This window comes from Nocardia sp. CC213A (genome assembly GCF_030766805.1).
Classification (GTDB): Bacteria; Actinomycetota; Actinomycetes; order Mycobacteriales; family Mycobacteriaceae; genus Nocardia; species Nocardia otitidiscaviarum.
This window is the reverse complement of record NZ_JASFXA010000001.1, coordinates 574,290-589,278: the sequence shown is the minus strand read 5'-3', so window position 1 is coordinate 589,278 and position 14,989 is coordinate 574,290. Positions and strand designations below refer to the sequence as shown.

Sequence of the window (14,989 nt, the reverse complement as noted above, 5' to 3'; positions counted from 1 at the left end):
GGGCCTCCTGAACGCATCGTCGAGCTGATTGTTCAGAACGGAACGCGTAGTTTCGCACACCCTCATCGGTCCACCCGGAACTCGAGCAGACAGCGCTGCTCGGTGAGATCGCGGACCGCCTCGAGTACCAGGTCATGTGCCGCTGCGAGAGAACGGAATTCGTCGATGCGTCGTTCACGGCTGCCGAATATCGCGAGCATGGCGAGATTGAATTCGGTGCTGGCCCGGCGGTCCCCGACCGGTTCGATGATGAGTACGCGGCTGTCCGGGCCGGCGGCTTCGACGCATCGGGCCAGGATGTGGTGGGCGTGTTCGTCATCCCAGTCGTGCAGGATGTCCACCAGGAGGTAGGCGTCACCGCCGGTGGGCAGCGGTTCGAAGAAGCTGGCGGCAGTCACCTGGGCGCGGTGCGCGAGGCCGCGTTCGGCGAAGGTGCGGCGCGCCTGCGCGGCGGTCGGTTCGAGATCGATCAGGTGGCCGTTGATGTAGGGGTGCGCGGTGAGGATGGCCGCCAGCAGCGTGCCGGCGCCGCCGCCGACATCGATGATGGTGGTAAAGCGCGACCACTCGAAACCTGTGACCATGCGCGGGATTTGCGCGTGCAGGCGATGGATCATCTGGCGGTCGAAGGACGCACGCAGCGGTGGATGGTCGGCCAGATCGGTCCAGAAGTCCCGGCCGTAACGGCGGGGATAGGCGGCCCGGCCGGTCGTGATGCTGTGGGCGAGTTCGACGAAGGCCAATTCGGCGCGTCCGCCGGCGGAGTCGAGGTGGAGGAGATCGATGAGGCCGTTGTCGGCGGTCGTGCAGAGGTGCGCCCCGTAGGCGGTGGTGCGGTAACCGGTGGTTGTGCGCTCGACGATACCGAGGGTTGCGAGGTGAGCGATCAGGAGCTCGAGCGCGATCGGGGATACGGAGAGGTCGACCGCGAGTTCGGCGACGGACGCACCCTCGCCCGAGAGCCGATCGGGCAGTCCCAAGGTCACCGCGACCCGCAGCGCCATCGGGGTGCCCAGACCGGCCAGCCGGCGCAGAGAATCCGTACTGTCGTTGTGTCCCACGAGGATCCACTGTGCCCTGGCATACGGCGGACGCCGAGAGCGGGTCTCATGCTCGGCGGCGGGAATCAGTGACCGTGGGGATGATGTAGTCGATCGTCGGCCATGCGGGGGAGATCCGGCGCGTGCCGCGCTGCCCGACATCGGGCCGCTATGGGGGCCGATTTCCGCCGGATATGTCGGGCCGCGCTTTCTAGCGTCGGGGGCATGGAAATCGACCTTGTTTCGAATACGCGCGTCGCGGTGCTGCGCACACCTGTCGTGTTGTTCATGGCCGTCGCGGCGGCACTCGGCACCGCGACCATGTATCCGCTGCAACCGGCCATCGCGGACGTGGCCGGGTCCTTGCGGACCTCGGTGGCACTTGTCGGTACGGCATTGGCCTGCGGGCCGATCGGCTACCTGGTGGGCTTGGCGTTGCTGGTGCCGCTGGTGGATCAGTTCGCGCCGCGCACGGTGGTGTCGGCGCAATTCGGTGCGCTGGCGGTCGCGTTGGCGGGAAATGCGGTGGTGGGGTCGGCGTGGCTGCTCGGTCCGGTGATCGGGGTGATCGGGGCCGGTTCGGCGGTGGGGGCGCAATTGAGTTCGGTGGCAGGGCGTTTCGCGGCGGCGCAGCGGCGGGCCACCGTACTCGGGATCGTGACGGCCGGTATTTCGGCGCCGGGCTGTTCGCCGCCCAGGTGGCCAATCAGAGCACGGTGCTGGATATCGAACCGGATGCGCCCGCGCGGTTCAACAGTGCCTATATGGTCGTCTACTTCATCGGCGGCAGCCTCGGGACGGCCTTCGGGGCCGCCGCCGTCGGCTGGTTCGGCTGGGCCGCGACCGTTGCGCTCGCCGCCGCGGCGACCGTGCTGGCCGCCGCCGCGACCGCGAGGTACGGCGATATGACGCTGACGCAGCGTCCGGGAGGGAGCGCCGTCAGCGTGGGGTGGGGCGGTAGACGAGTTCTTGCGTGCGGCCGTCGAGCGTCCGGCTCTCGAGCAGTTCGAGGTCGAAGTCGCTCGCCCCCGCGAGGACGGGGCTGGTCCCGGTCCGTCCGGAGATGACGGGGAAGATGGTCAGCTGGAGGCGGTCGACGAGACCGGCCGCCATCAGTGCCCGGTTCAGCGACAGGCTGGCCTGTGAGCGCAGCGGCACATCCGATTCCTGCTTGAGCCGGGTGACGATCTCCACGGCATCGCCGCTGACGATCGTCGCGTCCGGCCAGCCGAGTGTGTCGGTCAAGGTGGAGGAGACCACGATGGCGGGCATCCGCATGGTCCGGACATTCCACTCGTCGAGCGTGTTGGGGTCGACGCCCGCGGACATGATCTCGGCGGTCTCCCGGAAAGTGTTGGCCCCGAAGACCATCCGCTGCTCGGTGGCGAACAGGGCGGCACGGTGCTTCAGCAGTTCGGGGCCCTGCTTGCCCCAATAGCCGCCCCAGTGACCGTCCTCGGAATAGGAGCCGTAGCCGTCCAAGGTGGCGAAGACGTCCCAGGTGTAGGTGGCGGTCATGCTGCTCTCCTCGTGGGTTGGTTTCGTCGGGGTGCGTTGGTGCAGACGGGGGAGTACGGCGAAATTCATCGCTGTCGACCGTGGCGATCCGGTGTACGACAATCCGGAGATGACCTTCGACGACGCCGAACTCGCCTATCTCCGGTCCCAGCCGCTCGCCCGGCTCGCCACGCTCGCGGCCGACGGCCAACCGGATGTGGTGCCGGTGGCGTTCGAGTACGACGGCACCTATTTCTGGGTCGGCGGCGGCGCGACCTTCCCTGCGACGCGCAAGGCGCGGAACGTGGCCGCGGGCAACGCCGAGATCGCCCTCGTCGTGGACGATCTCGTCTCGCTGGATCCCTTCGTCGCGCGCGGGATACGCGTGTACGGTCGCGCCGAGCCGCCGGTGGAACGGGTTGGTCACGTGGGCCCGGGGCATTATCTGAGGATCACACCCAGCCAATCGTGGAGCTGGAACCTGGCGGGTGAGCAGGTGGGTGAGCAGTGGTACGAGACGCACCACACCTGGCACTGACGGACGATGGCACCCATCTCTCGGGAAGCGCTCTCAGGCGCGCTATTGCAGGAAAGCCGTCACGAAACCGTGACGATCAACTCGGCTTCGTTGTTCGTCAGGGGATCGGTCGATCAGTCGAACACATTCGCCAGCTGTCAGCGCTGTGTTCGAGCATGAAACCCACGTCCTGGAGGCCAGCCATTGTCGAAATCCGCAGTTCGGTGTCGGCGACGGCGGTCTGGGCGGTGACATCGATACTGGTAAAGCGCTCGACCTGAATGTGACGTCCTTGCCCGGGTCCCTCCCACTATGCTCCGGATTCAGAATACGGGCAGGTCTGCACGCGCGTTGCTGACCTTCGTACGCGCTGGTGATATTCAGGTTCGATCTCGGAGCAATGGAATTGTCACCGGTAGCGTGAGTCGCCCTCGGCGCCCGAACGCCATCGCACGTAATTGCTCAGCGAACCAGAGACACTCTCGCGTTCGTCAGTTTCGTGGTCCCATACATAGATCCCGTCGGCCCAACCTTCAGATCCTCGAAGATAGGCAAACTGGTCACCGCCTCCGTTGCTGCCGATGAACATAAGATGATCGAAGCGCTTGTAGAGTTCGGCGAAGTCAGCATTGCTGCGGAACTCGAGATTATCGGTGATGATCTGCTGGATCGGCCACACCAGATCGTCTCCGGTTTCCACACCGTTCGCTTGCCGAAGCAGGTCGCGCAGCTCGTCGGGCACCGGATAGCCGAGTCGCTCCTCGATCTGGTCGATCTCAGCATCGGAAGCCGGCGCGCCGAACTCCGCCCAGGGATACAGCTGGCCGATCAGCTCTTTCCACATGCACGGATCCTCTCACGGCGATCCGGAGAGCGCGCCGTGCGGCCTGAACGGATGGTTGTCGCGGCGTGAGTGTAGGGCGGATCGAGCCGCTCGCGCTCGCAGTGGCCATCCGCCAAAATTGGTCGGATCGGCATGTGGGAGTTCGAAGACTACCGTGAACACGGCTGATACGACGTCGCGCGCTCATCGGCAGTTCAGTGCGTTAGCTGCCTGGCTACTGCGGTGTGCTCGCGCTGGGGCAATCCATATGCGGCATGGGCGGGAGACTGGCAACGGGATTCAGAGCGGGTGGCGGGCAACGCACTCCGGGCAGCGTTCCCACCAGTCGGGTACGGGATGTATCCACGGGAATCCGTGGGGTAGCACACGCACGTCTGCGCCGCATTCGGGTTGACTGCTTCCTGCGGCCACCGCGTGGGCGATGGGTGGTCCGTTTCTGACGAACGTGATATTCGAGTAGTCCCTGGCGCTGATGGGCTGTGTAGGGTCGACCGCCGTCGCCTGGATGTTTCCATCGAACCAGGTTTCGAATTCCATGACCGGATCGTAGCGACAGACCCTTCCGAGGGTTCGGCCTTCGGGAGTAGCTGACATTCCTGGACGCACGAACGTCCCGGCATGATCACGGGCGTTGATCTTCAGCTGCACCGGGCCGGCGGTTCGGACCGACCTGTACGCGGCATGTGCAGACGTTCTTGCTCCAGATCGAGCGTGTCCGCCGCGCACGTCGGTGACGCGGATCGTGCTGTCACCTGGGGCGGAATGGTGGGGGAGCGGTACAGTTCTCGGCAACGCGGCGTGCCGTGGTGCAGGTTGTGGGATCGCAATCGCGGTGCAGGGCTTGGGCTTCGCGGGCGTCGAGGGGGTTCATGGGGCCGGTGTAGTCGCAGGCTGCCAGTTGCAGGGTACGCGGGGGAATGTATTCGGTCATGGTTATCGGGCCTCGGGGTGGGCGGGGCTGGCGAGTCGGACTCGCACGCCGGGCAGGTAGGAGTTGGGGCGGGTGAAGGTCACCCGGTGGGGGTCGGCGGCGGGGCGCATGGAATCGCGGAGGTAGGTTTTGCCGCACCAGAGTTCGATATGAGTGGGGGTGATGCGGCGGATCTTGGTGTGGGTCAGGACGATTCCGCTCGTCGCGGACAGTTCGACGACGGGGTGGTCCACCCGCACCCATGTGGGGAGAACATCCGCTGCGTGGTGATCGGGTTGCGCATTGACGATGCTCATCGGTATCTCCGGTCGGTCTGGTGTTCCGGAAGTCGAATGAGACCAGTAGACACCGGATCTCGGTGCGCTGAAACGTTCACACAGAAATCGATACGGAATACACTGAACGTTCAGCGTGATCCATTTCAGCGAGACACGTACCCGGGTAGCGAGGCTAACGATATGGCTGGCTCCACCCTTCCCCGACGAGCGCTGGGCCGACTCCTCCGCGAGCTTCGACTCAGGGCCAAGAAGTCGCAATTGGCAGCGGGATTGGCGATCGATATGTCGCCGCCGAGTATCAACCGGCTCGAGGCGGGACGGCCGGTCAAGATCAGCACGCCGCAGTTTCACGCGCTGCTGGACCTGTACGGGGCGGACCCGGCCGAGCGGGAACGGGTGCTCGGGTTGCTCGCGGAGGCGAAGGCCGCGAAGGGTGATCCCAAAGGCGGGTGGTGGCGGGCGTACTCGGATCTGGTGTCCAGCCATTTCGATCACTACATGCATCTCGAACAGGAATGCGACCGGCTGACCACGTTTCAGATCGTGTTGGTGCCGGGCATGCTGCAAACCTCGGCCTACCGCCGGTCGATGCTGCTGACCGAAGATCCGGACAGGTCCGCGGTGGATGTGGAACGACGAATCGAGTTGGCGGCACGGCGGCAGGCCAAGATTACGGAAGACAGCGGATTCACGATGAATGTGCTGCTCTCGGAATCGGTGCTGCGGCACCAGGTCGGCGGTAGTGCAGTCATGGGTGCGCAGCTCGCGCATCTGGCCGACGTCGGACAGCTCCCGAACGTGTCTATTCGAGTCGTGCCGCACAGTGTGGGCAGCTACCTCGGACTGATCGCGCAATCCTTTATCTTGCTGGAGTTTCCGCCGTTGCAGCAGCGGGGCCTGATCGAGCCGCCCATCGTCTTCGTCGAGTTGCGCGAAGGCTCGCTGTTCCTGGAAGAGGCCGCCGTGATCGAGCGTTATCGGGCGGCGATTGCGGACATCGGCCGCGTAGCATTGGACGAATCTGCCAGCAGGCAACTGGTTCTCGATCTCGCGAAGGAGATGCAAGCGTGAGCGTCGCCCTATCCGGTGCTAGTTGGTTGAAGAGCAGCTACAGCCAGCCGAGCGGCGAATGCGTGGAGGCCGCGCACCTTCCGCACGGACGCGTCGGCGTGCGTGATTCCAAGCACCCGTCCGGTCCCGCGCTGGTGTTCGGCGGGACCGCGTGGGACGCCTTCACCGCCGCGCTGCGGGCCGGAAGGTTCGACCTGCCCGGGCGGTAGGGATCAGGCCGGGGTGGCGGCGGTTTCGCGGCGTTCGGCGGGGACCGGTTCGCGGGTGCGCATGGCGGCCCAGAGGGCGGCGGTGGCGGCCACCGACGCGGCCGCGCCGCCGACGTGCAGGGCGACCAGAGCAGCGGGGACATCCGTGAGGTATTGGACGACTCCGACCAGGGCCTGGGCGCAGACGATGGCGATCACCACCGTGAGGCGCAGGCGGATGGCGCGGGTCATGCCCACCGCCGCCAGCGCGAAGCCGAGGCCCACCAGCAGGGCGAGGTAGGTGACCAGAAGTTCCGAATGCAGGTGGACCAGGGGGACGATCTCCACCTCCAGGCGTTCGACCGGGCGTTCCAGGCTCTTGTCACCGGCGTGCGGCCCCGCGCCGGTCACCAGGGTCCCGGCGACCAGGGTGCCGGACATGGCCACGGCACTGAGTGCCGTCAGCATTCGAATCGGACGTGGGGCCTGGACAGTCGGAACACCCTCGTCGGGTTCACCGATCTTCGCGTACAGCAGCACCGCGAGCCACACCATGACCATGGACGCCAGTAGATGCACCGCCACCGTCCACCACAGCAGACCGGTCAGCACCGTGACGCCGCCGATGACGGCCTGTACGACCGTGCCCGCGGGCATGAGCCACGCGTACGCCAGCACCTCACGCCGCCGCCGGGCGCGCGTCACGGCCAGCACCACCGCGCCCGCGAACAGGCACACCACGAAGGTGAGCAGCCGGTTGCCGAACTCCACCGCCTGGTGGATCACCGGCACCTCGGCCACGGTGACCGGCACGAAGCTGCCGGGGAAGCACTGCGGCCAGGTGGGGCAGCCGAGACCGGAGGCGGTGACGCGGACAATGGCTCCGGTGACGGAGATGCCGGCCTGGGAGAGGATCACCGCGAAGGCGATGATGCGCTGCACTCGCAGGGAGGGCAGCGGGAACAGGTCGGCTAGTCGCTGGAATGCGCGTGGGAGCACGCACCGATGGTAGCGGGAGCGGATTCCGGCCCGTCAACCGGTCTACTACGAATTGTCGTTAAGCGGTGCGGGGGTCGTAGCGTGCGGTGAGTTCGGCACCGATGCGCGCCAGTTCGGCGCACACCTCCGGTGGCCCGAGCACCTCGACGTCGGCACCCCATCCGGCGAGATGACGCGCGATGTCCAAGGGGGTGGGCGCGCCCACCCGGACACGGCTGCGGCCGTCGTCGAGGTCGGCCTCGGTCTCGCAGTGCCGCCCGAAGTTGTCGCGCAGCACGTACACCAGCCGCGTGTCCACGAGCAGGGTCGCCCAGGTGCGGGAGCGGATGCGTTCCATCTCGCCGACGACCTCGTCCCAGGCGGCGGCGAGAGTGAAATCGTCGGGGCGTTCGAAGATTTCGCCGGTCGGATCGGCCGCCACGATGCGGTCGACGCGAAAGGTGCGCTGCCCCTTCGTGGTTCCCGCGATGAGATACCAGGTGTCGTCCTTATCGACCAGACCCCACGGATCCACCGCGCGCACGGATCGCCGTCCGGTGGCGCTCGCATACGTGAGCAGCACCGTCTGGCGGCGCACCACGCGGGTTTGCAGCCGATCCACCATCTCCGGACGCCGCCGGATCGGTTCGCCCCAGCGCGCGGAGTCGATGAGGGTGGCGTCGGCGGCGGCCTGCGCCTCCGCCCGGAAGGTCTGGGGGAGCGCCCGAACCAGTTTGCGCAGCGCGGCTTTCGCCTCGCCGGAGACCGCGGCGGCCGGACCGACCAGCAGGAACAGCGCCTGTGCCTCGGTGGCCGACAGGCCGCTGAGATCGGTGCGCGCACCACCCAGCAGCGACCAGCCGCCGCCCCGCCCGGCCTGCGGATACACCGGGATGCCCGCGGTCGAGAGAGCCTCCAGATCACGCCGGGCCGTGGCCACCGACACCTCCAGCTCCTCGGCGAGTTCGGCGGCGGTCACCCGGCCCCGCGCTTGCATGAGCAGGAGAGTGGCTACGAGTCGGTCGGCGCGCATGAATTCAGATTCCCAGAAAAAGTGCTCAATCGGTGAGCACTTTACGGGGAAGACTTGGTCTCATCACTCACCGAGAGAAGGAACAACCCCCATGTTGCGTGGACTCACCACCGTCAATCACTTCGCCGCCGATGTGCCGGCCGCCGTGCGCTGGTACACCGAGGTATTCGGCGTGCAGCCCTACTTCGAGAAGGACTTCGGCGGGCAGCTGGCCTACGTCGAATTCCGTATCGGCGACTACCAGCACGAATTCGGCATCCTCGACAGCCGGTACGCCCCGCACCCCATGTCGGAGACGCCGTCGGGCACCATGACGTACTGGGCCGTCGACAATGTGGAGGACGCGTTCGCGCGGCTGCTCGCCCTCGGCGCGACCGAACACGCCAAGCCCACCGAACACGGCCCCGGCTTCGTCACCGCCTCGGTGGTCGACCCGTTCGGCAATGTGCTCGGCGTGATGTTCAACCAGCACTACCTGGATACGGTGAGCCGGATCAAGGGGGAGTGAGCGGCGGCACGCCCCGGTGTCAGCGGGCAGGCCGCGACCGCGCGGGGGTGCCGACTCAGTCGAAGCGGAAGTACCGGGTGGCGAGCCAGCCGCTCACGCCACCCCACACCGCCAGCACCGCGACCCCGTACCAGTCGATCCCGCCCGCCAGGGCACGCGTCAGGGACTCCGACAGCGCGCCCGAGGGCACCGCGCGCGCCAGCAGGTTCACCGCCGACGGCAGATCGTCGGACATGAGCACCAGGCTCGCGATGCCGAGCATGACGAACCAGAGGATATTGGCCAGGGCCAGCACGATCTCGGCCTTGAGGGTGCCGCCGAGCAACAGTCCCAGCGCGCCGAAGGTCGCCGTGCCGAGGCCGATGACGAGCGCGCCCAGGAGCAGGCCGAGCGGCGTGGGCCGCCAGCCCAGCGCGAATCCGATGGCCCCCAGCAGAATCGACTGCAACACCACCACGATGAGCACCGCCGCGCACTTGCCCGCCACGATGCCCCAGCGCGGTAACGGCGTCGCGCCGAGGCGTTTCAGCGCACCGTAGCGCCGGTCGAAGCCGACGGCGATGGCCTGCCCGGTGAAGGCGGTGGACATGACCGCCACCATCATGACGGCGGGCACCACGCGGTCGACCCGGGTGTCGCCCAGACCGTTGAGCGGCAGCAGCGTCAATCCGATCAGCAGCGTGATCGGAATGAACATGGTCAGCAACAGCTGTTCGCCGTTGCGCAGCAACAGGATCAGCTCGAGCCGGGTCTGCGCCGCCAGCATGGCGCCCCGGGTGGTGGGCCTGGGGGCGGGCGCGAAGGTCCCGGGCGCGAAACGATTGGCGGTGTCGATCATCCCCGTAGGTCCCGTCCGGTCAGTTCGAGGAATACGTCTTCCAGGCGGCGCTGGTCGATGCGGATATCGGTGGGCAGCACGTCGATACGGGCGCACCAGGCGGTCAGCGTGGCCAGCACCTGCGGGGTGATGTCGCCCTGGAGCAGATAGGAGCCGGGGGACATCTCGCGCGGCGAGAAGCCTTCGGGCAGGGCGGTTTCCAGCAGGCGCAGATCGAGATTCGGTGGGGCGGTGAAGCACAGGCGGCCCTCGGCCCCGTGCGAGGTGACCTCGCTCGGGGTGCCCTGGGCGACGATGCGGCCGTGGTCGATGATGACCAGCTGATCGGCGAGCTGTTCGGCCTCGTCCATGAGATGGGTGGTGAGCAGCACGCTCACCCCGTCGCGGCGCAGCGCGTCGATGAGCTCCCACACCAGATGTCGCGCCTGCGCGTCCAAGCCGGCGGTGGGCTCGTCGAGGAAGACGATCTCGGGACGCCCGACCAGCGCGCACGCCAGCGAAAGCCGTTGCTGCTGACCGCCGGACAGTCGCCGGTAGGGCGTGCGCCGCGCGTCCTGGAGGCCGAGGGTGCGCAGCAGCCAGTCCGGATCGAGCGGATCGGCGGAATAGGAGGCCACCAGGTCCAGCATCTCCCCGGCTCGCGAACCCGGATACGCGCCGCCGCCCTGGAGCATGACGCCGATGCGCGGGCGCAGCCGGTCGGAGTCGGCGATGGGGTCCAGGCCCAGCACCCGCACCCGTCCGGCGTCGGGGACGACGAAGCCCTCGCACATCTCGGTGGTCGTGGTCTTGCCCGCGCCGTTGGGTCCGAGCAGCGCCAGCACCTGCGCCCGTTCGAGCTCGAAGCTGATGCCGTCGACCGCGGTGGTGTCGCCGTAGCGCTTCACGACGCCGTCGACGCGCACGGCGGGTCCGGAGGGGGCTGCGGTCACGATCTGACACCGTATGCCGTGGCCTCCTGTGACGGAGCCGACACCCCCGGCTGATTGCGCCACGGCAGCGCGTTGCGGGTGAGGAAGATGAACGCCAGCCCCACGATGACGGTGGCGATGGCGGACTGCACGATCTGGAAGACATAGAAGTCCGCGCCGCGCGGCATGACGAGCAGGCTCACCACGACCGAGAGGGCGATGGCGGGCACCCGGAAGGCCGGTCGGTTCGCCCAGGCGGCCAGCGGCACGATGGCCCACAGCAGATACCACGGCTGCACCACCGGGAACAGCAGCACCAGCGCGCCGAGGGAAACGCCGAGCGCGCCGACCGCGTGCAGGCGGCCGGTCCAGGTCGCGAAGAGCATGCGCACGATCACGACGGCTGCCAGCGTGGCCGCGATGGGCCGGGTGATGCTGAGCACCGCGGTGGTGTGATCGCCCAACCCGAGCAGGACCCCGCCGAAACCGGTGGCGATACCGATGGCGGTCGGCAGCGACAGGTAGCTGCGTACGGCGCTGGCGGTGTTCAGCGTGTACAGCCAGCCGAATCCGAGTCCGCTGGCGGTGGTGACGAACAGGATGGTCACACCGGCGACCACACCCAATATCAACCCGACCTTGACGACCATCCGGAAGCCGCCGCCCAGCCTGCGGGCCAGCGCCATGCCGACGAAACCCAGCGCCAGCAGCGAGACGATCTTGATCGTGGACGACAGCGCGATCAGCCCCGCCCCGCCCAGCAGTATCGCCCAGCCCCGCTGATCGAACGGATACGCGTCCTCGATGGCGCGCAGGCAGATCTCCAGACCGGCCAGCATGAGCCCGAGCATGAGCGCGTCATTGTGCACGCCGCCGACCAGATGCAGCAGCACGAGCGGATTGGCCGCACCCAACCAGAGCGCGCTCACCGCCGCCACCCCGCAGCGGCGGGCCAGCCGCGGCAGCGCCCACACGATCAGGGCCAGCGCCCCCAGCACCAGCAATCGGTGCAGCCATACCCCGGCGATGATGTTGTCCCCGGTGACGACCGCGATACCCTTGCCCATCCACAGGAACAGCGGCCCGTACGGCGCCGGCGTCTCCCGCCAGATGTTCGGGACATTGTTGGTGAGCACATTGTTGAGCCCGAGCCCGTCGGCCGGACCCACCTCGTACGGATCCAGGCCCCGTACCGCGATCTCGCTCTGCGCCAGATACGAGTACACGTCATTGCTGAACATGGGCGGCGCGACACTGAGCGGGATGATCCACAGCAGCAGCGTGCGATCCATCTGCGAGCGGCTGAGCCGATGCCGCGGATTGCCGCCCCAGCCGCCGATGGCGAAGCGGCCGAGCAGCAGCCACGCCATCACCACCAGCACCGTGCCGATCATGCACATGGCGAGGGTGGAGGTGTGCGCGCGAGCGAAGAAGCCGATGATGCGCAGGCCGGAGGTGGGATTCTGGCGCACCGGCTGCGCGCCCACCCCCAGCGCCGAAATGGCCATGATGACCGCGCCGGTGGCACCGAGCAGCCGGATGCGGGCCAGCTGCAGCGTCTCCCGCTTGTCCAGACCCGGCACATCGGTTTCGACGGAGTGCAGCGCGGCGGCGGTGTGGTCCGACGGCGGGACGTCCAGGCCCAGTGCCCGGCGTCCCCACTCGATGATCCTGCGCCGCGCGCTTTCCGATACCGCCACGATCGGTAGCCTAATTCGCCGTGCCGCCGTCCACCGCCACGGGCATATGCGTGCCGTGCCCGGCGGTGTGGCGCGCGAGCCTCCCCGCCGCCGCGCGGAATCGGTTGCCACTCGCCGAACACGAGGTGAATCCCCGGATCAGGTAGCGCGCTACTCGTGCCGGACGCCGCGCGCCGGGTGATGATCGACGGACGGTTACCGGTCGGGGCGGCGCGGGGGTCGCGTCGACAGCGTTTGTCGGAGGGCGTCATGGCGAAAGCAGTGGAGCAGACCAGGGCCGGGTTCATCATCGCCCACGCCGGTCTCGGCTTGGGGTCCGACGGCACCGCGATGAGCGTGGCGCGGGCCGTGCACGACGGTGACACCGTCACCGTGCACCCCAAGGGCAATATCAGTACGCGGTTCCTCGGGATGGACACCCCGGAGGTCAGCTTCACGCTGCCCGCCGATCCGGATCGGTTCCATTCCATCGGGTCGCCCGCGTGGGAGGGGTTTCTCACCGATCCGCTCGCGGCCGGACTGCCGCCCTTCGATCCACCGCTGCCCGCGGCGCTGGAGGCCGGATTGCGGGCGCGCACCGGACCGGACTGCGCCGCCAACCACATTCGGCACGCCCGCGCCGCCACCAAGGCGCTGGAGGGCTTCATCGAGACCGACCGCACCGCCAGCGCGGCGAGCACGGCGGACTTCCGATTCTTCCTCGCCTTCGCCGCGGACATCTTCGACCGGTACGGACGGTTCCTCACCTACCTCAATATGGATGTGCCGAATCCGCCGCGCCCGCCGAGCTACAACGAGCGCATGCTCGCGGGCGGCTGGGCGGTGCCGTACTTCATCTGGCCCAATATCAATCCCTTCCGGAAGCAGCCGAGCACGGTCGCGGCGGTGCCCGTGCCGGGACAGCCGATCACGGATCCGAGCCTGGACCGGGCGCGGCAGGCGGTGGCCGCCGCACGCGCGGCACGGATCGGGATATTCCAGGAGGCGGATCCGTTGGCGCTCTTGCCATCCGAGCTGCGGTTCCTGGGCCGCAGCGTGGTGGGGCCGACGGGGTTGTCCCGGCCCGGCCCGGATCGCTGGGTCATCGACCTGCGTGCCGGAGACGATCGGCTGCTCGCGCCCGCGCGCTATCACGAGATCCCGTTCGCGGAGGACCGACTGTTCGTTCCGGTCGAGTTCGTGCCGCTGTTCGTCGAGCGGGGGTGGGTGCGCGACTGACCGCGCCATCCCGTGCGATTTCGGGCGGCACGCGGCGGCCCGTGCTGCGAGGCGGTAGCGTCGAGGGACGAATACCGACGTACGCCGTTCCCGAGGAGGCCCGATGACCGCCGCGGACAGCCTGCCGCTCGACACCGGGTACAACCGGTCGTCCTTCTCCGACTATCTGCGCAGACACGCACCGGAGTTGCTGCCCGGCAACGGTTTCGGCGGCGAGCCGCTCGGGCGGGAGATCGCCGTGCACGGGACGACGATCGTGGCCGTGTCGTTCCACGGCGGGGTGCTGATCGCCGGGGACCGGCGCGGCACCATGGGAAATCTGCTGGCCACCCGGGATATGGAGAAGGTCTTCATCACCGACACCTATTCGGCCGCCGGATTCGCGGGCACGGTCGGGGTGGCCTTGGAGATGATTCGACTGTTCGCGGTCGAATTGGAGCACTACGAGAAGATCGAGACCGTGGCCCTGACCTTCGACGGCAAGGCCACCAAACTGTCGAAGATGGTGCGCGACAACCTGCCCGCCGCCCTCCAGGATCTGGCGGTGGTGCCGGTGCTGGTCGGCTACGACCCGTCGATCACCGACCCGGACCGGGCCGGGCGCATCGTGTCCTACGACCTGGCGGGCGGGCGCAGTGAGGAGCGGTTCGGGTACGCCGCCGTCGGATCGGGCTCGGTCTTCGCGAAATCCTCGCTCAAGAAGACCTACCGTGCCGGACTGGACGAGGACCGGGCGTTGCGCATCGCCGTGGAGGCGCTGTTCGACGCCGCCGATGACGATACCGCGACCGGCGGACCGGATGTGGTGCGCGGCATCTATCCCACCTCGGTCGTCGTGAATGCCGAAGGGGCGCGGGAGATCTCCGAGGATCGGCTGATGGGCATCGCCCGCGATCTGGTGGACGAGCGGGTCGCCGCCAACGGGGGCTGAGGGGTCGGTGACGGCGTGCGTCCATCGCCGCGGGCGACGGACGCACGCGGCGATGTCAGCCCGCCGAACCGGTGCTGGGCGCGGTGGCCAGGGGCGCGGTCGGGGCGACCATCCCCGGTACGGCGGGCAGGGCCGGGACGCCGACGACATCCGGCGCACCCTGACGCTTGATGATCACCTTGTCGCCGTCGCGCTGCACGATGACGCCCTCTCCATCGAGGGGCAGCGGAACGCGATTGCCCTCGCGGTCGATCACCACCCGCTCGCCGTCGCGCTGCACGGTGACGTTCGGCCCGGGGGACAGCTCGGCCGGATGCGCGGCGGCCACCGCCATACCGCCCAGACCGGCTGTGAGCAGGGTCGCCGCACCTACCGCCACGGCGGCCGCACGGGTGGAAAGCTTGGAACGCATATCGTCTCCCTCGAATCGTCGCTCCGGACCATCCGGAACGTTGACGACTCTGGCCGGGTACGGCTGAGGACTTCCTGAAGGAAGCTGAAGACGT

Annotated in this window: 17 protein-coding genes; 7 read left to right on the top strand and 10 right to left on the bottom strand. The window is 67.9% G+C overall.

The genetic code is table 11. From position 1 onward, the window contains the following. Positions 1-62 precede the first annotated feature (62 nt). Entirely contained in the window at positions 63-1,061 is a 999-nt protein-coding gene (locus QJS31_RS02750; RefSeq protein ID WP_282778183.1) for a methyltransferase, read from the bottom strand. Between the two features lie 204 nt (positions 1,062-1,265). Between QJS31_RS02750 and QJS31_RS02745 the strand changes: the two genes are divergently transcribed. Beyond that, on the top strand, positions 1,266-1,949 hold the full coding sequence (locus QJS31_RS02745) for a hypothetical protein (protein ID WP_306355872.1): 684 nt from the start codon (positions 1,266-1,268) through the stop codon (positions 1,947-1,949). 30 nt (positions 1,950-1,979) lie between these two features. On the opposite strand, the gene QJS31_RS02740 is transcribed toward QJS31_RS02745, so the two are convergent. Next, positions 1,980-2,558, bottom strand: coding sequence for a dihydrofolate reductase family protein (locus QJS31_RS02740; RefSeq protein ID WP_282778180.1), 579 nt, complete (start codon positions 2,556-2,558; stop codon positions 1,980-1,982). Positions 2,559-2,667: 109 nt separating this feature from the next. Between QJS31_RS02740 and QJS31_RS02735 the strand changes: the two genes are divergently transcribed. Further along, positions 2,668-3,075 carry a PPOX class F420-dependent oxidoreductase gene (locus QJS31_RS02735; RefSeq protein WP_282778178.1) on the top strand — a complete coding sequence of 136 codons (408 nt, stop codon included), beginning with the start codon at positions 2,668-2,670 and terminating at the stop codon, positions 3,073-3,075. A 388-nt stretch (positions 3,076-3,463) separates the two neighbouring features. On the opposite strand, the gene QJS31_RS02730 is transcribed toward QJS31_RS02735, so the two are convergent. Then, positions 3,464-3,898, bottom strand: a complete 435-nt coding sequence (locus QJS31_RS02730; protein ID WP_282778176.1) for an SMI1/KNR4 family protein — start codon at positions 3,896-3,898, stop codon at positions 3,464-3,466. 933 nt (positions 3,899-4,831) lie between these two features. Next, positions 4,832-5,125 carry a hypothetical protein gene (locus QJS31_RS02725; protein WP_306355871.1) on the bottom strand — a complete coding sequence of 98 codons (294 nt, stop codon included), beginning with the start codon at positions 5,123-5,125 and terminating at the stop codon, positions 4,832-4,834. Between the two features lie 162 nt (positions 5,126-5,287). Between QJS31_RS02725 and QJS31_RS02720 the strand changes: the two genes are divergently transcribed. Further along, complete coding sequence (locus QJS31_RS02720) at positions 5,288-6,178, top strand: helix-turn-helix transcriptional regulator (RefSeq protein ID WP_282778173.1); 891 nt, start codon at positions 5,288-5,290, stop codon at positions 6,176-6,178. Beyond that, positions 6,175-6,387: a DUF397 domain-containing protein gene (locus QJS31_RS02715; RefSeq protein ID WP_282778171.1), complete on the top strand. Its 213-nt coding sequence runs from the start codon at positions 6,175-6,177 to the stop codon at positions 6,385-6,387. The genes QJS31_RS02720 and QJS31_RS02715 overlap by 4 nt, the downstream gene beginning before the upstream one ends. A 3-nt stretch (positions 6,388-6,390) precedes the next feature. On the opposite strand, the gene QJS31_RS02710 is transcribed toward QJS31_RS02715, so the two are convergent. Beyond that, on the bottom strand, positions 6,391-7,365 hold the full coding sequence (locus QJS31_RS02710) for a heme A synthase (protein WP_306355870.1): 975 nt from the start codon (positions 7,363-7,365) through the stop codon (positions 6,391-6,393). Between the two features lie 58 nt (positions 7,366-7,423). Beyond that, entirely contained in the window at positions 7,424-8,377 is a 954-nt protein-coding gene (locus tag QJS31_RS02705; protein ID WP_282778167.1) for a YafY family protein, read from the bottom strand. Between the two features lie 91 nt (positions 8,378-8,468). Here QJS31_RS02705 and QJS31_RS02700 point away from each other — a divergent pair, with 91 nt between their 5' ends. Beyond that, positions 8,469-8,885, top strand: coding sequence for a VOC family protein (locus QJS31_RS02700; protein WP_306355869.1), 417 nt, complete (start codon positions 8,469-8,471; stop codon positions 8,883-8,885). Positions 8,886-8,940: 55 nt separating this feature from the next. Here the strand turns inward: QJS31_RS02700 and QJS31_RS02695 are convergent, their stop codons facing one another. The 3 genes from QJS31_RS02695 to mptB are packed head-to-tail and all read right to left on the bottom strand — an operon-like array spanning position 8,941 to position 12,334. Next, entirely contained in the window at positions 8,941-9,723 is a 783-nt protein-coding gene (locus QJS31_RS02695; RefSeq protein ID WP_306355868.1) for an ABC transporter permease, read from the bottom strand. Further along, positions 9,720-10,658 (bottom strand): ABC transporter ATP-binding protein, encoded by a 939-nt coding sequence (locus QJS31_RS02690; RefSeq protein ID WP_372341527.1) that lies wholly within the window; start codon positions 10,656-10,658, stop codon positions 9,720-9,722. Before QJS31_RS02690 ends, QJS31_RS02695 begins: the two co-directional genes overlap by 4 nt. Continuing rightward, a complete protein-coding gene (gene mptB / locus QJS31_RS02685) occupies positions 10,652-12,334 on the bottom strand; it encodes a polyprenol phosphomannose-dependent alpha 1,6 mannosyltransferase MptB (protein WP_282778160.1) in 1,683 nt (560 codons plus the stop codon). Before mptB ends, QJS31_RS02690 begins: the two co-directional genes overlap by 7 nt. Before the next feature lie 249 nt (positions 12,335-12,583). Here mptB and QJS31_RS02680 point away from each other — a divergent pair, with 249 nt between their 5' ends. Together QJS31_RS02680 and prcB are read left to right on the top strand one after the other, a co-directional pair. Next, the gene (locus QJS31_RS02680) at positions 12,584-13,552 is read left to right on the top strand and encodes a hypothetical protein (RefSeq protein WP_282778158.1); all 969 of its coding nucleotides are present in this window, start codon (positions 12,584-12,586) and stop codon (positions 13,550-13,552) included. 103 nt (positions 13,553-13,655) lie between these two features. After that, positions 13,656-14,483, top strand: a complete 828-nt coding sequence (gene prcB / locus QJS31_RS02675; protein WP_306355866.1) for a proteasome subunit beta — start codon at positions 13,656-13,658, stop codon at positions 14,481-14,483. A gap of 55 nt (positions 14,484-14,538) precedes the next feature. Here the strand turns inward: prcB and QJS31_RS02670 are convergent, their stop codons facing one another. Further along, positions 14,539-14,895, bottom strand: a complete 357-nt coding sequence (locus QJS31_RS02670; RefSeq protein ID WP_306355865.1) for a hypothetical protein — start codon at positions 14,893-14,895, stop codon at positions 14,539-14,541. Positions 14,896-14,989 lie beyond the last annotated feature (94 nt).